General features: G+C 63.0%; 16 protein-coding genes. 11 read left to right on the top strand and 5 right to left on the bottom strand.

What is annotated here, in order from left to right; genetic code table 11:
• Positions 1 to 25: 25 nt before the first annotated feature.
• Genes rsmA through G7009_RS08025 form a run of 4 tightly spaced genes read right to left on the bottom strand, consistent with a single transcriptional unit; the run spans position 26 to position 5,922 of the window.
• Positions 26 to 832 carry a 16S rRNA (adenine(1518)-N(6)/adenine(1519)-N(6))-dimethyltransferase RsmA gene (gene rsmA, locus G7009_RS08010; RefSeq protein ID WP_181129442.1) on the bottom strand — a complete coding sequence of 269 codons (807 nt, stop codon included), beginning with the start codon at positions 830 to 832 and terminating at the stop codon, positions 26 to 28.
• 2 nt (positions 833 to 834) lie between these two features.
• A complete protein-coding gene (gene pdxA, locus G7009_RS08015) occupies positions 835 to 1,818 on the bottom strand; it encodes a 4-hydroxythreonine-4-phosphate dehydrogenase PdxA (protein WP_181129444.1) in 984 nt (327 codons plus the stop codon).
• The gene (locus tag G7009_RS08020; RefSeq protein ID WP_181129446.1) at positions 1,815 to 3,131 is read right to left on the bottom strand and encodes a peptidylprolyl isomerase; all 1,317 of its coding nucleotides are present in this window, start codon (positions 3,129 to 3,131) and stop codon (positions 1,815 to 1,817) included. Before G7009_RS08020 ends, pdxA begins: the two co-directional genes overlap by 4 nt.
• Positions 3,112 to 5,922: an LPS-assembly protein LptD gene (locus G7009_RS08025; RefSeq protein WP_181129448.1), complete on the bottom strand. Its 2,811-nt coding sequence runs from the start codon at positions 5,920 to 5,922 to the stop codon at positions 3,112 to 3,114. The genes G7009_RS08020 and G7009_RS08025 overlap by 20 nt, the downstream gene beginning before the upstream one ends.
• Positions 5,923 to 6,052: 130 nt before the next feature.
• On the opposite strand from G7009_RS08025, the gene G7009_RS08030 reads away from it, so the two are divergent.
• Genes G7009_RS08030 through G7009_RS08040 form a run of 3 tightly spaced genes read left to right on the top strand, consistent with a single transcriptional unit; the run spans position 6,053 to position 8,512 of the window.
• The gene (locus tag G7009_RS08030) at positions 6,053 to 7,078 is read left to right on the top strand and encodes an aminoglycoside phosphotransferase family protein (RefSeq protein ID WP_181129450.1); all 1,026 of its coding nucleotides are present in this window, start codon (positions 6,053 to 6,055) and stop codon (positions 7,076 to 7,078) included.
• Complete coding sequence (murU, locus tag G7009_RS08035) at positions 7,075 to 7,746, top strand: N-acetylmuramate alpha-1-phosphate uridylyltransferase MurU (RefSeq protein WP_181129452.1); 672 nt, start codon at positions 7,075 to 7,077, stop codon at positions 7,744 to 7,746. Before G7009_RS08030 ends, murU begins: the two co-directional genes overlap by 4 nt.
• Position 7,747: 1 nt before the next feature.
• Entirely contained in the window at positions 7,748 to 8,512 is a 765-nt protein-coding gene (locus tag G7009_RS08040; protein WP_181129454.1) for a TerB family tellurite resistance protein, read from the top strand.
• Positions 8,513 to 8,556: 44 nt separating this feature from the next.
• Here G7009_RS08040 and G7009_RS08045 read toward each other — a convergent pair whose 3' ends face one another.
• Complete coding sequence (locus tag G7009_RS08045; protein ID WP_181129455.1) at positions 8,557 to 9,558, bottom strand: alpha/beta hydrolase family protein; 1,002 nt, start codon at positions 9,556 to 9,558, stop codon at positions 8,557 to 8,559.
• Between the two features lie 94 nt (positions 9,559 to 9,652).
• Between G7009_RS08045 and G7009_RS08050 the strand changes: the two genes are divergently transcribed.
• The 8 genes from G7009_RS08050 to G7009_RS08085 all read left to right on the top strand — a co-directional run bounded on the left by G7009_RS08050 (position 9,653) and on the right by G7009_RS08085 (position 18,891).
• Positions 9,653 to 12,055 (top strand): PAS domain-containing sensor histidine kinase, encoded by a 2,403-nt coding sequence (locus tag G7009_RS08050; RefSeq protein ID WP_181129457.1) that lies wholly within the window; start codon positions 9,653 to 9,655, stop codon positions 12,053 to 12,055.
• On the top strand, positions 12,052 to 12,681 hold the full coding sequence (locus G7009_RS08055; protein ID WP_181129459.1) for a response regulator: 630 nt from the start codon (positions 12,052 to 12,054) through the stop codon (positions 12,679 to 12,681). The genes G7009_RS08050 and G7009_RS08055 overlap by 4 nt, the downstream gene beginning before the upstream one ends.
• A 222-nt stretch (positions 12,682 to 12,903) precedes the next feature.
• On the top strand, positions 12,904 to 14,028 hold the full coding sequence (locus G7009_RS08060; RefSeq protein ID WP_181129461.1) for an ABC transporter ATP-binding protein: 1,125 nt from the start codon (positions 12,904 to 12,906) through the stop codon (positions 14,026 to 14,028).
• A 40-nt stretch (positions 14,029 to 14,068) separates the two neighbouring features.
• Positions 14,069 to 15,103 (top strand): ABC transporter substrate-binding protein, encoded by a 1,035-nt coding sequence (locus tag G7009_RS08065; RefSeq protein WP_181129463.1) that lies wholly within the window; start codon positions 14,069 to 14,071, stop codon positions 15,101 to 15,103.
• A 66-nt stretch (positions 15,104 to 15,169) separates the two neighbouring features.
• Entirely contained in the window at positions 15,170 to 16,417 is a 1,248-nt protein-coding gene (locus G7009_RS08070) for an ABC transporter permease (RefSeq protein ID WP_181129465.1), read from the top strand.
• 12 nt (positions 16,418 to 16,429) lie between these two features.
• Positions 16,430 to 17,257 (top strand): ABC transporter permease, encoded by an 828-nt coding sequence (locus G7009_RS08075; RefSeq protein WP_181129466.1) that lies wholly within the window; start codon positions 16,430 to 16,432, stop codon positions 17,255 to 17,257.
• Positions 17,258 to 17,401: 144 nt separating this feature from the next.
• Entirely contained in the window at positions 17,402 to 18,076 is a 675-nt protein-coding gene (rpe, locus tag G7009_RS08080; RefSeq protein ID WP_181129467.1) for a ribulose-phosphate 3-epimerase, read from the top strand.
• Positions 18,073 to 18,891 (top strand): phosphoglycolate phosphatase, encoded by an 819-nt coding sequence (locus tag G7009_RS08085; protein ID WP_181129468.1) that lies wholly within the window; start codon positions 18,073 to 18,075, stop codon positions 18,889 to 18,891. The genes rpe and G7009_RS08085 overlap by 4 nt, the downstream gene beginning before the upstream one ends.
• Positions 18,892 to 18,917: the final 26 nt, after the last annotated feature.

Genomic DNA, 18,917 nt, shown 5'->3' on the forward strand with positions numbered 1-18,917 from the left:
CCAGCCCCGAGCGCCAGTCCGGGAGTCAGCTCGCGGGCTGCTGCTCGGTCAGTTTGTCCGCCAGACGGACGAACGCCGCCAGATCCAGCTGCTCCGGCCGCAAGCTGCCATCGACACCGGCGGCTTCGATGGCTTGGCTGTCGAGCAAGCCTTTCAGCGTATTTCGCAGGGTCTTGCGCCGCTGGTTGAAGGCCTCGCGAACGATGCGCTCGAGCTGGCGCGGGTCCTTGGCCGGGTGTGGCAGCACTTCGTGCGGCACCAGCCGGACGATGGCCGAGTCCACCTTGGGCGGCGGGTTGAATGCCCCCGGACCGACATTGAACAGGTGCTCCACGCGGCAGTGGTATTGCACCATGATGGACAGTCGTCCCCAGTCACCGCCACCGGGACCGGCGGCGAGGCGCTCGACCACTTCCTTCTGCAACATGAAATGCATGTCGCGAATCAGGTGGGCATGCTGCAGCAGATGGAAGATCAGCGGGGTGGAAATGTTGTACGGCAGGTTGCCGACCACCTTCAGGCTGCGCGGCGGCGTGCCCAGCTTGTTGAAGTCGAACTTCAGGGCGTCGCCCTGGTGCAGGCGGAAATTGTCACTGTCACGGAACTTGTGTTCCAGGATCGGGACCAGGTCCTTGTCCAGCTCGACGACGTCCAGTTGCGCACCGCTGCCCAGCAGTCCTTCGGTCAAGGCGCCCTGGCCCGGGCCGATTTCCAGCAGATGCTCACCCGGCTTGGCGTTGATCGCACGAAGGATCCGGTCGATGATTCCGGCATCGTGCAGGAAGTTCTGGCCGAAGCGCTTGCGCGCCCGGTGTTGGTATTGCTCGTTCATGATCAGCTCTCGGCCATCTGGTAGGCGGTTTCCAATGCAACCTGCAGGCTGCCGGTATCGATCTTGCCAGTACCGGCGAGATCGAGGGCGGTGCCGTGGTCAACCGAGGTACGGATGATCGGCAGGCCCAGGGTCACATTGACCGCGGCGCCGAAGCCTTTGTACTTGAGCACCGGCAGGCCTTGGTCGTGGTACATCGCCAGCACCGCGTCGCAGTGCTCCAGATATTTGGGGGTAAACAGGGTGTCGGCCGGCAACGGCCCGCGCAGGTCCATGCCTTCGTTGCGCAGATGTGCCAGGGTAGGTTCGATGATGTCGATTTCTTCGCGGCCCAGATGACCGCCTTCGCCGGCATGCGGGTTGAGGCCGCAGACCAGAATGCGTGGCTGGCTGAGACCGAACTTGTTGCGCAGGTCATCATGCAGGATGCGGGTTACCCGCTCCAGGCGCTCCGAGGTGATAGCGTCGGCGACATCGCGCAAGGGCAGGTGGGTGGTGACCAATGCCACGCGCAGGCCGCGCGTGGCCAGCATCATCACGACCTGTCGCGTATGCGTGAGATCGGCGAGGAATTCGGTATGGCCCGAGAAGGCGATCCCGCTTTCGTTGATCACTCCCTTGTGCACCGGCGCGGTAATCATCCCTGCAAAGGTCCCGTCGAGGCAGCCTTGCCCGGCACGGGTCAGGGTCTCGAGAACGAAGGCGGCATTGGCCTTGTCCAGCTGTCCGGCAACCACCGCAGCGGCCAATGGCGTATCCCAGACGTACAGGCTGCCAGGCGGTGCGGGTTGGTCGGGCCAAGCACCCGGGGCCACCGGCAGCAGATCGACGGCCAACCCCAGCCGCGCGGCCCGCTCGACGAGCAGGTCACGGCTGGTGATGGCGATCAGAGGGTGCGGCTGGGCTTGCGCGGCGAGCAGCAGGCACAGGTCTGGACCTATGCCGGCGGGCTCGCCCGGGGTGACGGCGAAACGCAGGGGTTTCACTGCGCGGCCTGGTCGGCGCCAGGCAGCTTGATTTCCACGTAGGCTTCGTCGCGGATCTGACGCAGCCAGGTTTGCAGCTCTTCGTCGTACTTGCGGTTGCGCAATACGGTCAGGGCCTGTTGCTCACGCGCCTGCTCGGTACTGTCGGTTGCGCGACGACCCAGGACTTCCAGAACGTGCCAGCCGTACTGGGTCTTGAAGGGACGCGACACTTCGCCTTGAGGCGCGTTGGCCATGACTTCACGGAACTCGGGTACCAGGCTGTTGGGGTCGATCCAGTTGAGGTCGCCGCCGTTGAGCGCCGAGCCCGGGTCTTCCGAGAAGCTCTTCGCCAGCTCGCCGAAATCTTCGCCATTGCGGATACGCTCGTAGAGGCGCTCCGCAAGTTGCTCGGTAGCGGCTTCGCTGCGGATCTCGCTCGGCTTGATCAGGATGTGGCGGACATGGACCTCGTCACGCAACACACTGCCGCCGCCGCGCTTTTCCTGAAGCTTGAGGATGATGAAGCCACCGGGCGTACGGACCGGCTCGGTCACATCGCCGACGGCCATGGAGCTGAGAAGACGATCGAAAGGTGGAGGCAGTTGAGCCGCCTTGCGCCAGCCCATCTCACCACCTTCCAGGGCGTTTTCGCTGGCCGAGCGAGCCACGGCCAGTTGACCGAAATCGGCACCTTGCTTGAGTTGCTGATAGACCTGGCCCGCTTGAAGCGCCGCGGCCTGGATGGCTTCCGAGTTGGCACTTTCCGGGGTCGGGATCATGATGTTGGCCAGTCGGAACTCTTCCGACAGCTGCATCTTGCCCAGGTCGGAGTTGAGGAAGTTCTTCACTTCCTGTTCCGAGACCTGGATGCGCTCGGCCACGCGACGCTGGCGGACCCGGCTGATGATCATCTCGCGCTTGACCTGCTCGCGCGCATCGTCGTACGACAGACCGTCATGCGCCAGCGCGGCGCGGAACTGGTCGATGCTCATGCCGTTGCGCTGGGCAATGGTGGCGATGGCCTGGTTGAGTTCCTCGTCGGTGATACGGATGCCCGAGCGTTCGCCGATCTGCAATTGCAGGTTCTCGACGATCAGCCGCTCCAGTACCTGCTGCTGCAGGGCGCTGGCCGGCGGCACACCACCGCCACGCTTGGCGATGGTCTGTTGGACTTCCTGTGTGCGCTGGTCCAGCTGGCTCTGCATGACCACGTCGTTGTCGACGATGGCCACCACGCGGTCCAGAGGCTGTACCGCGGCATGTACCGCGCCACTCAGCAGTGCGGCGCCCAGCATCAGCGGGCGCAGTCGATCAATAAGCTTGGTCTTCACGTTCACGGTAACCTTGAATGCCTTGGTCGAGGAAAGATTCGACCTTGTTGCCCACTACACCACCGAGGCCTTTCAGCACGATCTGCAGGAACACGCCGTGGTCGCCTTTTTCGTTCTGCGGAATCGCCTGGCTGAAATCGTCGTAGTCGATCCAGTAGCGATTGATCAGGCGCAGCTTCCAGCAGCAGTTGTCGTACTCGAAGCCACCGAAGGCTTCCAGGGTACGGTTGCGGTTGTAGTCATGCTGCCAGCGAGCGATCGCGGTCCACTGCGGAACGATCGGCCACATGACCGAGAAGTCATGCTGCTGGATCTTGTAGTAGTCCTTGATGTAGTTCGGGTCGCCCGGAGTGCCATAGTCGCCGCCACCCACTTTCCAGGTACCGGTCAGCGAGTCGAAGGTGACCATGTCGTTGCGATAGCGATAGCCGAGGTTGACGACCTTGTTCGGGTTGTCTTCCGGCTGGTAGTGGAACATCGCGCTGCCCGAACGGGTGCTGCGGCTGTCCGGATCCCAGTTGAAATCGGAATTGAAGCGCCAGTCGCGGTTGAAGTTGTATTCGTACTCCAGCGCGTATGGCGAGACATCGCTCTGTGCATCGCTGCGGTCGCGGTAGTCGAGGCCTGGCAGCTGTACCTTGCGATCCTTGAAGTAAAGCGCCTGGCCGATGCTGACGCGCTGACGCTCGAAGCCGTTCTCCTCGACCCAGCGACTGGTCACGCCCAGCGACAGCTTGTTCTCGTCGCCGATACGGTCGGTGCCAGCGAAGCGGTTGTCGCGGAACAGCGAAGAGTAATTGAAGGTGCTCTCGCCGGAGTCGAAGATCGGAATGTCCTTCTGGTCCTTGTAGGGGACGTAGAGATAGAACAGCCGTGGCTCGAGCGTCTGGCGATAGTTGGTACCGAACATCTGCGTGTTGCGATCGAAGTACAGGCCGCTATCGACGCTGAAAATCGGAACGTCGCGGTTTACGGTACTGCTGTAGCTACCGTACGCCGGGTCGGCCGATTGCGTTATGGCCTGAGCCCTGCCATCGCTGTCCAGATCAAGATCGTAGTTGGTGTAGACATATTTCAGCTTTGGTTTGACGAAGCCATACGAGGTTTCCATCGGCAAGCTGATGGACGGTGCAAGGTTGAGGCGAGTGCCGTTCGCGCGGGCAAGTCCAGTGACGTTCTGGTCAAGTCGACGACCGGGAATACCTACGCTGTCGTCAGGCAGACCATCTTCATTCAGAACGAAGTCATCCCTCAGGTCACGATCGAAGCGAACCGCTTCGGTCTCGTAACTGAAGTCCAGCCCACTAGGATGATACGGCAAGGTCCCGTTGAAGGTGATCTGCGGCAGACGGTCGTACGGCGTGATCTGCGAGATGGTCGCCATCTCGTAGGCGTGCACGTTCAGGCGCGCGGTGTAGCTGTCGCCACGGTAGGTCAGGGCACCCTGCTGATTGAGGAAGTCCTGGCTCTCCACGCCGATCTGGTCTGACTCGAGGTCCTGGAAGTAGAACGGGTCGCTGATGTCGGTGTAGTCCACCTCGGTCATCAGACGCTCGTCCAGGCCGCCCTTGTGCTGCCAGTTGACCATCCAGCGCTGCTCTTCGTAGTCGGTCTGGTCCTTGCGATCGTCGTTGCTGTCGTTCAGGTAACCACCGCCGACCTGGCCTTCGCTCGACTTGGTCAGGTAGCGGAACTCGCCTTCCATCAACAGCCCGCGCTTGGTCATGTAGCGTGGGTAGAGGGTGGCGTCGTAGTTCGGCGCGAGGTTGAAGTAGTACGGCGTGACCAGCATGAAGCCGGTGTCGCTGCTGGTGCTGAACGATGGCGGCAGGAAGCCGGACTGGCGACGGTCATCGATCGGGAAGTAGATGTACGGTGTGTAGAACACCGGAATGTCCTTGACCCGGAGCGTGACGTTGGTCGCGGTGCCGAAGCCGGTGGCCGGGTTCAGGGTGATGTTGTTGCCCTTGAGCTGCCAGGCGTTGCTGTTCGGCTCGCAGGTGGTATAGGTACCGTCCTTGAGGCGAATGATGGCGTTTTCCGCGCGCTTGGCGTAGAGCGCGTTGCCGCGGATGCGCGACTTGTGCATCACGTATTCGGCGTTGTCGACCTGGGCTTCGCCGGTGTCGAGCTGGATCTCGCCACGGTCACCCACTACCAGGGAGCCGTTGTCGCGAATCCTGACGTTGCCCTTGAGCTCGCCGCGGTTCTCGGTCTGGTAGAGGTTGGCCTCGTCGGACTCGACCTGCATGCTGCCCTGGCGCATGACCACGTCGCCGGCGAGGGTAGCGATCTGCTGCTCCTGCTGGTACTTGGACACCTTGGCATTGATGTAGGTCGGCGATTCGTCCTTGGGCGTGGTGTCACCCATGCCCGGGCGTGTCGGCTCGATATAGGCGCCAGCGCAGTACGGACCGGTCTCGGCCAGCTGGGCGGGGGTGAGCTGCTCGCGGGGGACCCAGTCCAGGTGACTGTAATCTTCGCTACGCGACTTCAGGCCACGGCCATTGCTCTCGGTGACCAGCACCGGCTTGGGTTCGGCGGCCGATTCGGTGGCTTCGGCCGATACCTCGCCGCTGGAACTGACGGCGCTGCCATCATGTACCGGGCGTGGCGGCAGGTTGGCGGCATCGGTCCTGGGCTTGCAGTCCCAGCCACCGGAAGCGGACACTTGGCAGTCAAACTGCTCGGCTGCCACCACGTATGAAGTGGCCAGAGGTTGCAGGAGCAGCAGACTGCCAGTCACCAGCAACGGGAACTTTCTACTAAACGCGGGGGATTTCAATGCCATCTTATTAGTCCGGGCTTCCTGCGTGCCATCTGCCCGCGTGTGGGGCCGCACGCCTCTCGATGGTCTGAAAAAGATGCTGGATAATAAAGCATGACCCGCTTGACGGCTAGGGCCGTCGGAGACCCTTGTAATGCCCGATCATGATGTACGCCTGCAACACCTGACCGTCTGGCTCGATGAACAGCTCGACGGCCTCTACCGGGACAATGGCTGGGGTGAAGTGCCCCAGGGCACACTGAGCGCCGCCAGCAGCGATGCGAGTTTCCGCCGCTACTTCCGCTGGGCGTCGCAAGCGCGCAGTTTCGTGGTCATGGACGCGCCACCTCCTCAGGAGAACTGCCGACCGTTCGTCGATATCGATCACCTGCTGGCAACCGCCGACGTGAACGTACCGGTCATTCACGCCCAGGACCTGGAGCGCGGCTTCCTGCTGCTCGGCGACCTGGGTCGGCAGACCTACCTGGACATCATCGACAGCGACAACGCCGAATCGCTGTTCAGCGATGCCATCGACGCCCTGCTGGCTTTCCAGCGACTGCCGATGGAGGCGCCGCTCCCCAGCTATGACGTGGCCTTGCTGCGCCGGGAACTGGAGCTGTTCCCCGAGTGGTACGTAGGCCGCGAACTGGGCACGACCCTCAGCGAGACCCAGCAGGCGACCTGGCAGCGCGTCAGCCAAATGCTGATCGACAGCGCGCTGGCCCAGCCCAAGGTACTCGTGCACCGCGACTACATGCCACGCAACCTCATGTACAGCGAGCCCAATCCTGGCGTGCTGGATTTCCAGGATGCGGTCTATGGCCCGGTCACCTACGACATCACCTGCCTGTTCAAGGATGCATTCCTCAGCTGGCCACAGGCGCGTGTGGAAGCCTGGCTGCGTGACTATTGGCAAAAGGCCAAGGCAATCGGCATTCCGGTTCAGGCCGACTTCGAGGCGTTTCAGCGGGCCAGCGACCTGATGGGCGTGCAGCGTCACCTGAAAGTCATCGGTATCTTCGCGCGTATCTGCCACCGCGACGGCAAGCCCCGTTACCTGGCCGATGTGCCGCGCTTCTTTGCCTATATAGATGAAGTGGCGGGACGGCGCGGCGAGTTGGAGGAGTTGCGTCAGCTGATCGCCGAGCTCCAGGCCGCTGCCGGGGTGCGTTCATGAAGGCAATGATCCTCGCCGCTGGCAAGGGCGAGCGCATGCGTCCCCTGACATTGCACACCCCCAAGCCACTGGTGCCGGTGGCCGGAGTACCGTTGATCGAGTACCACCTGCGCGCGCTTGCCCGGGCCGGGGTCACCGAGGTGGTGATCAACCATGCCTGGCTGGGGCAGCAGATCGAGGACCACCTGAGCGACGGCAGCCGCTGGGGGCTGAAGATCAGCTACTCCCGGGAAGGTGAACCGCTGGAGACCGGTGGGGGCATCTTCAAGGCGTTGCCCTTGCTCGGCGAGTCGCCGTTCCTGCTGGTCAACGGTGACATCTGGACCGACTACGATCTTGCTCGCCTGATCGCACCCCTGGATGGACTTGCCCATCTGGTGCTGGTCGACAATCCAGGCCATCACGGGCGCGGTGATTTCTGCCTGAGCGATGGTCGAGTCGCCGATGCTGGGGAGCAGGGCGATACCTTGACCTTCAGCGGTATCTCGGTGCTCCATCCGGACTTGTTCAAGGGCTGCCAGGCCGGGTCGTTCAAGCTTGCTCCGCTGCTGCGTCAGGCCATGGCGCGCGGTCAGGTGAGCGGTGAGCATCATCGGGGCCACTGGGTCGATGTGGGTACGCTCGAGCGGCTTGCCGAGGTCGAGCGCCTGTTGGCAGGACATAGCTGAAATGTGGTGGCCGAGTACGGTGCTGGGCGCGGGCGCGGGATTTGCGATCGCCAGTATCCCTGGGGCCTTGCTGGGTGCCCTGTTGGGCCAGGCGATGGACCGCCGCTTGCAGTTGCAGGGGTGGGAGGATGTGCGCGAACGCCTGGGTGGTCGACCTGCCCTGCGGGATGACGAGGTGTTGTTCGTTCTGCTTGGCCGCCTGGCCAAGAGCGACGGGCGCGTTACCGAGGGTCACATCCAGCAGGCTCGCCAGGAAATGTCGCGTCTGGGCATGAGCGAGCCGGCCCGATTGCGGGCGATCGCCGCCTTCAACCGAGGCAAGTCCCGACGCGAGAAGCTGTCTCGCTACCTGCGTCGGCTCAAGCTTCAGCCCCATGCGGCCGAAGGCACCTTGCGCGCCTGTTGGCGGATGGCCTGGGCCGATGGCAAGGCCGGTCGCCACGAGCGGGAAGTATTGTTGAGTTGGGGCCAGCAACTGGGCCTTACCCGTAGTCAGATCACTGCCTTGGCGCAGGACTACGAGCCGCGCAAGCCCGCACTCGAAGGCGTGCCCTTGACCTTCGCCAGCGCGCTGCGCTTGCTGGGCGTGGAGGCCGATACCGAGGCCGATCGCATCAAGCAGGCATACCGCCGTCTGCTCAGCCGCCATCATCCCGACAAGCTGGCCGGCAGCGGCGCCAGCGACGCTCAAGTGCGCGAAGCGACCGAGCGCACGCGTGAGCTGCACCAGGCATACACGCTCATACGCAAGCGCCGGGGGTTCTAGGCATCGATCCGGCTTCGGTCCTCGCTGCCTTCAAACCTTGCGGGTCAGCCTTCCTGAGGGCTCAACCATCCGCGCACGCGGCGGAACAATTGCTCCTGTTCCGCTGCGGCGTTGCCGGGAATGGCGATCAGGAGCATCTGCCGATACTGGCTGTCCTTCTGTCGCTTGCTGGCTTGCAGGCGCTGTTCGGCATTACGCCGGTCCTGTGTGCGGGTAGCGTAATAGATGTCGGCGGTCGGCACCTTGAGCATCGGTGCCAGGCTTTCCAGATCATGCTCCACCCGCGCGGGCGTCTGTGCCGAGACCATGACCAGTTTCTGCACTTCGGGCGGCTGACGCTCGCTCAGGTAACGCGCTGCCCAGTAAGCGCCGCTGCCGTTGCCGAGGAGGACGATGTGTCGAGCATTCTGCTGCTTGGCATAGGCTACCGCGGCATCCAGACGCGCGAAGATCCGCTCGGCGTCTGCTGCATCGTTGTCGTCGCTGGCTTGCGCGGCATCCGTGCCCTGCGCGGTGTCGGCATCGGGCGCGGTGGCCTGGGCGACATTGGCGTTGGCGTCGTCAGGCGTGTCCTTGACGGGGGCACGCTCGCCTTCGCCCTTGTCCGCCGTCGGCGCTGGTGGGGTCTCGACGCGGGCCTGCGGGCTGTCGGCGAGCAGGTCGGGAAGCGACACGCTCAGGCTGTGCCAGCCGACATCGGGGAATTTCTGCCGCAGCGGGCCGACGGTCTTCGGCCAGTCGGCCGTTTCGCCAGCGCCGGGGACTATGATCAACGCGCCCTGCGGGTCGCTGTCGTTGGCAGGCTTCCACAATGCCAGGAAACTTTCGTCACCGGCCTGCAAGGTCTGCTGCTCGGCCTTGGGAACAAGCCGTTCCAAGGCCTGGGCGTCTTCCTGGCTGCGCTCGGCCAACGGCGGGCGAACCAGCGGTGTGACCGGCGTCTCGCCAGGGGTATCCGGCTTTTCAGCATCGGCAGCCGGTGCCGAGAGCGGTAATATCGAGGACAGGCAGAACGCTGCCAGCGTCGTGCGATAGAGTGTGAACATGGCTCGACCCAAGATCGGAGTGATACCGGCAGCCTAATGGTATTTGTCCTCGACGGCCACGCATCCTGGTCCCGTCCGCCAAGACGAGGTATTGATGAAGCACCTGCGTTACCTGTTGGTCATCGGCTGGTTGTGCCTGCCCGTGGTTGCCTTGGCCAGGCCAGAGGTCCCGCCGACAGTCGTCCTGGAACCCGCGCAGCAACAATGGCTGCAAGCCCATCGCAGCCTGCGGGTCGGCCTGGTGCTACAAGCGCCGTATGCTCAGTTCGATCGCCGCTTGCAGCAGTTGTACGGGGCCAACGTCGAGCTGGTGGACTGGCTGGCACGCGGCCTCGCGCTGGATCTGACCTGGCGTCACTTTCCCGATCAGGGTGCCCTGGAGCATGCCCTGCAGGTGGGCGAGATCGACTTCGCTCCTGGCCTTGTGCAGACGCCGACGAGCCTGCAGCGGTGGCTATTCAGTGATCCGTACATGCGCGTGCCGCAACTGGTGGTCGGCACGCGCAGGGGGGCGCTGGCGGTCGATCTTGAAAAGCTGAGCAGCGATACCCGGGTCGCCGTACGCATGCCCGGCTCGCTGGCCGACTATTTGCGGGCCAATTACAGCCACCTCAACCTGCAAGGCGTGCCACTGGAGCGCGAGGCGCTGCAGTTGGTGGTCAGTGAACAGGCCAGCTACGCGGTGCTCGATGAGGCGCAGCTCAGCCGTCTGTCTCGCGAGAGCGAATTCGGTGACCTGGCCATCGTCGGTGATATCGGCCTGCCGCAGTTGCTGCGGGTCGGGTCGCGGCGTGACTGGCCGCAGCTTGCGGAAATTCTCGAGCGCGGCTTGCAGGCGATTCCGGCCAAGGAGCTCGAGCAATTGCATCATCGCTGGCTAGAGCCGAAATACTCGCGGCTGAGCGAATCCACCGGCTTCTGGCAGAACCTGGCGCTACTGTTTGGCCTGCTGCTGCTCTGCGCGCTCGCCACGCTTGTCTGGCAACGTCGGCAACAGCATCAGCTGGAGCGCAGCCTGCTGGCCGCTCGTGAAAACCTGACCGAACGTCAGGCGCGCGAAGAAGCGCTGCGCTTGAGCCAGTTCTCCATCGATCAGAGCACCGTCGGTATCCTCTGGGTGAACTGGGACAGCCATGTGCGCTATGCCAACCATGCCGCCGAACGCATGCTGGGCTATGCCGAGGGCGCAGTACTGGAGCGGCCCTTGATCGATTTCGAGCCGACCCTGCACATGGACCGTTGGCTCGAACTGTGGAAGCGCGCGCGGACCGGCGAAGGCGGCGACGAGCACTTCGAGACGCATTGCCTGCGCGCGGATGGTCGCTTGCTGCCGGTCGATCTGTCACTGAGCTTTCTGCGCTTTCGCGACGCCGAGTACCTGGTGGTGTTCCTTACCGATGTCACCGAACGCCGACGCGACCTGGCCGCGCTGCGTGAAAGCGAGGCGCGGCTCAAGGGCATCGCCGCCAATGTGCCTGGCCTGGTGTTCCGCCTGGAGCGAGATCCGGCTGAAGGCGATCCGGAGTTTCCCTACATCAGCGAGGGCAGCGAGGCTCTGGTCGGCTATACGCCCGCGGCCCTCCAGGATCCTGACATGGGCCTGCGCAATCTGGTCCATTCGCAGGATCGCGACGATTACCATCGGGTCCAGAACCTGGCCCTGGCCAACGATCTGGACTGGTCCTGGCAAGGACGCATCGTCACGCGGCAGGGCGAACTGCGCTGGGCCGACATCAAGGCCAGCACACGGCGCCTGGCCAATGGGCGGGTGGTCTGGGACGGAATTGTCTGGGACATCACCCAGAGCAAGCGGGCGGAACTGCAACTGGCGCGTTCGCAGGAACAACTGCGCGAGCTGTCGGCGCATCTGGAAAGCGTGCGCGAAGAAGAAAAGGCGCGCATCGCCCGTGAGGTGCATGACGAGCTGGGGCAGATGCTCACGGTGCTCAAGCTCGAGGTGTCGATGTGCGAGCTGGCCTATGCCGAGCTCGATCCCGGACTCGACGAACGCCTGTCCAGCATGAAGCGTCTGATCGCCCAACTTTTCCAGCTGGTGCGCGACGTTGCCACGGCCTTGCGTCCGCCGATTCTCGACGCCGGCATTGCCTCGGCGGTGGAATGGCAGGCGCGTCGCTTCGAAGCGCGGACGCAGATTCCCTGTCTGGTGCAGGTGCCGGACAATCTGCCGGACTTGAGTGACGCCAAGGCCACGGGCCTGTTCCGTATCCTGCAGGAAGCGCTGACCAACGTCATGCGCCATGCCCAGGCGCACACCGTCCAGATCGAACTGGTGCGCCTGGGTGATCGGCTACAGATGACGGTCATCGACGACGGTCTGGGGTTCACTCCCGAGCAGGCCAGGCCGACTTCGTTCGGCCTGGTCGGTCTGCGTGAACGCGTGTTGATGCTCGGTGGTACCCTGACCCTGGACAGCGAGCCAGGAGAAGGCACCAGCCTGAGCGTGGCAATTCCCCTCGAACAGGAGAGCAAGACGTGATTCGAGTTCTGGTGGCCGAAGACCACACCATCGTCCGCGAGGGCATCAAGCAGTTGATCGGCCTGGCCAAGGACATGCAGGTGGTGGGCGAGGCCGCAAACGGCGAGCAGTTGCTGGAAAACCTGCGTCACATCCATTGCGAAGTTGTCTTGCTGGACATCTCCATGCCAGGCGTCAACGGTCTGGAAGCGATCCCCAGGATTCGCGCCCTGAATACACCGCCGGCCATCCTGGTGCTGTCCATGCACGACGAAGCGCAGATGGCGGCGCGTGCCTTGAAGGTCGGTGCAGCAGGTTATGCCACCAAAGACAGCGATCCGGCCCTGCTGCTGACGGCGATCCGCCGAGTGGCTGGTGGCGGTCGCTACATCGATCCGGCGCTGGCCGACCGAATGGTGTTCGAGGTAGGGCTGACCGAGACTCGCCCGCTGCATTCATTGCTGTCGCAACGAGAGTTCTCCGTGTTCGAGCGGCTGGCACAGGGCGCCAACGTCAACGACATCGCCCAGCAGCTCGCGCTCAGCAACAAGACCATCAGCACCCACAAGGCTCGGCTGATGCAGAAGCTCAAGGTCAATTCCCTGGCAGAGCTGGTCAAATACGCGGTGGAGCACAAGCTGGTGTAAGTGTCCTCTTTGCGACATCGCCGCTTTCGGTAAGGCAGTACAGGTTCGGCATCTCGTGAGGCGATCGATGATGACTTGTCCAAAGCCGTCATCCTTGTAGGGCAATCCCTACGGCAAACCTTCCACAGGGATGATGGCATTCTCTCAGTAGCCCCGATTTGCGGGGATTGGCACCTTCACTACCCTCTGGATACGGCAGTCATCCAACAAGAAGGTGCGGGTATGAGTGAGGTGAATTCGAACGCTGCGGGCGGCGAAACGCTGGTCAGCTTCCGTGGTGTGCAGAAGAGCTACGACGGCGAATCGCTGATCGTCAAGGACCTGAACCTGGATATCCGCAAAGGTGAGTTCCTGACCCTGCTGGGGCCGTCCGGCTCGGGCAAGACCACCAGCCTGATGATGCTGGCCGGCTTCGAGACGCCCACCGCCGGAGAGATCCAGCTGGCGGGACGTTCGATCAACAACGTGCCGCCGCACAAGCGCGATATCGGCATGGTGTTCCAGAACTATGCGCTGTTTCCGCACATGACCGTGGCCGAGAACCTGGCGTTCCCGCTGTCCGTACGCAACCTGAGCAAGACCGATATCAGCGAGCGGGTCAAGCGCGTGCTGAACATGGTTCAGCTCGATACCTTCGCCCAGCGCTACCCTGGCCAGCTTTCCGGTGGGCAGCAGCAACGCGTGGCCCTGGCCCGCGCCCTGGTGTTCGAGCCACAGCTGGTGTTGATGGACGAGCCGCTCGGTGCCTTGGACAAGCAATTGCGCGAGCACATGCAGATGGAGATCAAGCACATCCACCAGCGCCTGGGCGTGACGGTGGTGTACGTGACTCACGACCAGGGGGAAGCCTTGACCATGTCCGATCGCGTGGCGGTATTCCACGAGGGTCAGATCCAGCAGATCGCCGACCCTCGCACCCTCTATGAAGAACCGAAGAATACCTTCGTGGCCAATTTCATCGGTGAAAACAACCGCCTCAACGGCATCCTGCTGGCGCGTGACGGCGACCGTTGCCAGGTGCAGCTCGGTCGCGGCGAGCGGGTCGAGGCGCTGGCGGTGAACGTTGGCGAGGCGGGCGAGCAGGTCACGCTGTCGATTCGTCCGGAACGGGTGCGCCTCAATGGCCACAGCGAAAACTGCGCCAATCGTTTCTCCGGTCGGGTAGCCGAATTCATCTACCTGGGCGATCACGTTCGGGTTCGCCTGGAAGTCTGCGGCAAGGCTGATTTCTTCGTGAAGCAGCCGATCGCCGAACTCGACCCGGCCCTGGCCGTGGGCGATGTAGTACCGCTTGGCTGGCAGGTGGAGCACGCCCGCGCGCTCGATCCGATTGCCGAAGCCCGCTGATGGTTTGCTTCACCAACCTTGTACCGTGGAGAGAATAACAATGCGCAAGCAGTTGAAACTGACCGCCCTGGCACTCGGCCTGTTCGCCGCCAGCCAGGTCATGGCCGCCGACCTGACGGTGGTTTCCTTCGGTGGCGCGAACAAGGCCGCCCAGGTCAAGGCGTTCTACGAGCCTTGGGAGACAGCTGGCAAGGGCAAGATCGTCGCCGGTGAGTACAACGGTGAAATGGCCAAGGTCAAAGCCATGGTCGATACCAAGAGCGTGTCGTGGAACCTGGTGGAAGTCGAATCGCCGGAACTGGCCCGCGGTTGCGACGAAGGGATGTTCGAAGAGCTCGACCCGGCGCTGTTCGGCGATGAGGCCGATTACGTGCCAGGCGCCATCCAGCCTTGCGGCGTGGGCTTCTTCGTGTGGTCCACGGTACTGGCCTACAACGCGGACAAGCTCAAGAGCGCGCCCGCAAGCTGGCAGGATTTCTGGGATACCAAGAAATTCCCGGGCAAGCGTGGCCTTCGCAAAGGCGCCAAGTACACCTTGGAGTTCGCTTTGATGGCCGATGGCGTCGCGCCGAAAGAGGTCTACAAGGTGCTGGCCAGCAAAGAAGGCCAGGATCGCGCCTTCAAGAAGCTCGACGAGCTCAAGCCAAGCATCCAGTGGTGGGAAGCAGGCGCACAGCCTCCACAGTACCTGGCCTCGGGGGATGTGGTCATGAGCTCGGCCTATAACGGTCGCATCGCCGCGGTGCAGAAGGAGAGCAACCTCAAGGTGGTGTGGAACGGCGGCATCTACGACTTCGACGCCTGGGCGATTCCGAAGGGTGCCAAGAATAGCGAAGAGGCCAAGAAGTTCATCGCTTACTCCGTCCAGCCCGAGCAGCAGAAGATCTACTCCGAAAACATTGCCTACGGTCCGGCCAACGCCAAGGCTGTCAGCCTGCTGTCCGACGACATCAAGAAGGACATGCCGACCACGCCGGAGAACATCGCCAACCAGGTGCAGATCGATGTGGCTTTCTGGGCCGATAACAGCGAGCAGCTGGAGCAGCGTTTCAACGCTTGGGCCGCGAAGAAGTAAACCGCGCCGTCGGGGCGTCGGCCATGGGGCCGACGCTCCCTGTTTCCCAGATTTTCGGAGTTCGCTATGGCCATCGCAGTGCCTCTCAATGAAGGTGCCGGTTCCAATCTCAAGCAACGCCTGGCGCGCGCCGAGCGGGTCAACCGCTGGAAAGCGCAGGCATTGATCGCGCCCTTGGCGCTGTTCCTGCTGCTGGTGTTCCTGGTACCGATCGCCGCGCTGCTGTTCAAGAGCGTTGGCAACCCTGAGGTGGTGGGCGGCCTGCCGAGCACCGTCGAGTCCATCGCCCAGTGGGATGGCAAGAGCCTGCCCGGCGAGGACGTCTACAAAGCGTTGGCGCAGGACCTCGCCCAGGCGCGCAAGAATCAGACCCTGGGCGACCTCTCCAAGCGCCTGAACATGGAACTGGCCGGATACCGCAGCCTGCTGTCGAAGACCGCACGGGCACTGCCGTTCAAGACCGAACCCGACTCTTACAAGGATGCCCTGCAAACGCTCGACGAGCGTTGGGGGGATCCGGCCTACTGGCAGGCGATCCGCCGCAATACCAGCACGGTGACGCCGTATTACCTGCTGGCGGCGCTGGATCATCGTATCGATGATCTGGGCGAGGTGGCCAAGGCCACGCCCGACCAGGCCATCTACCTGGATATCTTCACCCGCACCTTGTGGATGGGCGTGGTCATCACGGTCATCTGCCTGCTGCTCGCCTATCCGTTGGCCTACCTCTTGGCCAACTTGCCGACCCGGCAGGGCAACCTGCTGATGATCCTGGTACTGCTGCCGTTCTGGACCTCGATCCTGGTTCGTGTGGCAGCATGGATCGTGCTGTTGCAATCAGGAGGGCTGATCAACAGCGCACTGATCGCCATGGGAATCATCGATGAACCCCTGGAGCTGGTCTTCAATCGGACCGGGGTGTACATCTCCATGGTCCATATCCTGTTGCCGTTCATGATTCTGCCGCTGTACAGCGTGATGAAAGGCATCTCGCCCAGCTATATGCGGGCGGCGATTTCCCTCGGTTGCCATCCTTTCGTCAGCTTCTGGCGGGTGTATTTCCCGCAGACCTATGCAGGCATAGGCGCCGGCTGCCTGCTGGTGTTCATCCTGGCCATCGGCTACTACATCACTCCGGCACTGCTGGGCAGTCCGAACGACCAGATGGTCAGCTATTTCGTCGCCTTCTACACCAATACCAGCATCAACTGGGGCATGGCCACCGCATTGGGCGGGCTGCTGTTGCTGGCCACTGTGTTGCTCTACCTGATCTATAGCTGGCTGGTCGGCGCCAGCCGTCTGCGCCTGAGCTGAGGAGCCTTTGTCATGCTGAGCCCTTACATGTCGCCCGTGGAGCGGGTCTGGTTCTACAGCCTGCGTATCTTGTGTGGCCTGGTCCTGCTGTTCCTGGTCCTGCCGGTGCTGGTGATCATCCCGCTGTCGTTCAACAGCGGAAGCTTCCTGGTCTACCCGCTGCAGGGTTTCTCGCTGCAATGGTACGAAGACTTCTTCGGTTCGGCGGAATGGATGCGCGCGTTGACCAACAGCATCATCGTCGCCCCGGCAGCCACGGTGCTGGCCATGGTCTTCGGGACCCTGGCCGCCATCGGCCTGACCCGCGGCGACTTTCCGGGCAAGTCGCTGGTCATGGCGTTGGTCATCTCGCCGATGGTGGTGCCGGTGGTGATCATCGGCGTGGCCAGTTATCTGTTCTTTGCGCCGCTAGGCCTGGGCAACAGCTTCGTTTCGCTGATCCTGGTGCATGCGGTGCTGGGCGTGCCGTTCGTCATCATCACGGTGTCGGCGACGCTGCAAGGCTTCAACTACAACCTGGTGCGGGCCGCGGCCAGCCTGGGTGCCTCGCCTATCACGGCATTCCGGCGGGTGACCTTGCCCTTGATCGCGCCGGGGGTGATTTCCGGCGCGTTGTTCGCGTTCGCCACCTCCTTCGATGAAGTGGTGGTGACGCTGTTCCTGGCAGGGCCGGAGCAAGCCACCTTGCCGCGGCAGATGTTCAGCGGCATTCGCGAGAACCTGAGCCCGACCATCGCCGCCGCGGCCACGCTGCTGATCGCGTTCTCCGTGCTCCTGCTGCTGACCCTGGAATGGCTGCGGGGGCGTAGCGAGAAGCTGCGCACACAGCAGCCAGCCTGAGCTGGGCACTGTTCATTGACGCCATGATGAGCCTTGGGGCCGCGTACCGGCTCCAAGGCTCATCAGGCCAGTGATACCAATCAGCCTCCAGCGATCTGCCTGAGGTACAATGCGCGCCACCGTGATTTTGCCAACAGGTGCGCCATGCAGCCCTACGCTATTGCCCCCTCCATTCTCTCCGCCGATTTTGCCCGCTTGGGCGAGGACGTCGACAAGGTGCTGGCCGCCGGCGCCGACATCGTCCACTTCGACGTGATGGACAACCACTATGTGCCCAACCTGACCATCGGCCCGATGGTCTGTACCGCCCTGCGCAAGTACGGCGTGACGGCACCGATCGACGTGCACCTGATGGTCAGCCCGGTCGACCGGATCATCGGCGACTTCATCGAGGCAGGCGCGACCTACATCACCTTCCACCCTGAAGCTACCCAGCACATCGACCGTTCGCTGCAGCTGATCCGTGAAGGCGGGTGCAAGGCTGGCCTGGTATTCAACCCGGCCACCAGCCTGGATGCGCTGAAGTACGTGATGGACAAGATCGACATGGTCCTGCTGATGAGCGTCAACCCAGGTTTCGGCGGACAGAAGTTCATCCCCGGCACCCTCGACAAGCTGCGTGAAGCCCGCGCCCTGATCGATGCCAGTGGCCGTGACATCCGCCTGGAAATCGACGGTGGCGTCAACGTCGGCAATATCCGCGAGATCGCTGTCGCGGGCGCCGATACCTTCGTGGCCGGCTCGGCGATCTTCAATGCGCCGGATTACCAGGAAGTCATCGCCAAGATGCACGCCGAACTGGCCCTGGCCCGTCCATGAGTGGCTTCGAGCAGCTGTTTCCGGGAACGCTGCCCAGGCTGGTGATGTTCGATCTGGACGGTACCCTGATCGACTCTGTCCCCGACCTGGCCGCTGCCGTGGATCATATGCTGTTCGAACTGGGTCGCCCGCCCGCTGGCCTCGAGGCTGTGCGCCACTGGGTCGGTAACGGCGCACCGGTACTGGTGCGCCGTGCCCTGGCGGATGGCCTGGAGCATGCTTCGGTGGACGAGGCACTGGCCGAGCGCGGCCTTGAGCTGTTCATGGCAGCCTATGCCAGGAGCCATGACCTGACAGTGCTCTATCCAGGGGTCCCTGACACGCTCAAGTGGCTGCACAAGCAGGGCGTCGAAATGGCCCTGATCACCAACAAGCCCGAGCGGTTCGTTGGCCCCTTGCTCGATCAGATGAAGATCGGCCGCTACTTCCGCTGGATCATCGGCGGCGACACCCTGCCGCAGAAGAAACCTGATCCGTCGGCGTTGTTGCTGGTGATGAAGATGGCCGGGGTCAGCCCCGAGCAGTCACTGTTCGTCGGTGACTCGCGCAGCGACGTGCTGGCGTCCAGGGCGGCTGGTGTGCAGTGCGTGGCGCTGAGCTACGGCTACAATCATGGTCGTCCCGTCAGCGAAGAGGCGCCCAGCCTGGTCATCGACGATCTGCGCGCGCTCTTGCCCGGTTGCTTAAGCCAGTCCGCTGGGATAACGTTGGACGATCTCGAAGCCTCACAAGGCAGGCACTCCATCGTGGCAGTTATCGGCAAACTCTGGATGAAAGTCATCAAGGCCCTGGCCCGTTGGCGCTGGCGCGCCTGATCCCTGCTCGCCGGCGCTTGCCGGCC

The sequence above is a fragment of the Pseudomonas capeferrum genome, from assembly GCF_013523055.1.
Taxonomy (GTDB): Bacteria; Pseudomonadota; Gammaproteobacteria; order Pseudomonadales; family Pseudomonadaceae; genus Aquipseudomonas; species Aquipseudomonas capeferrum_A.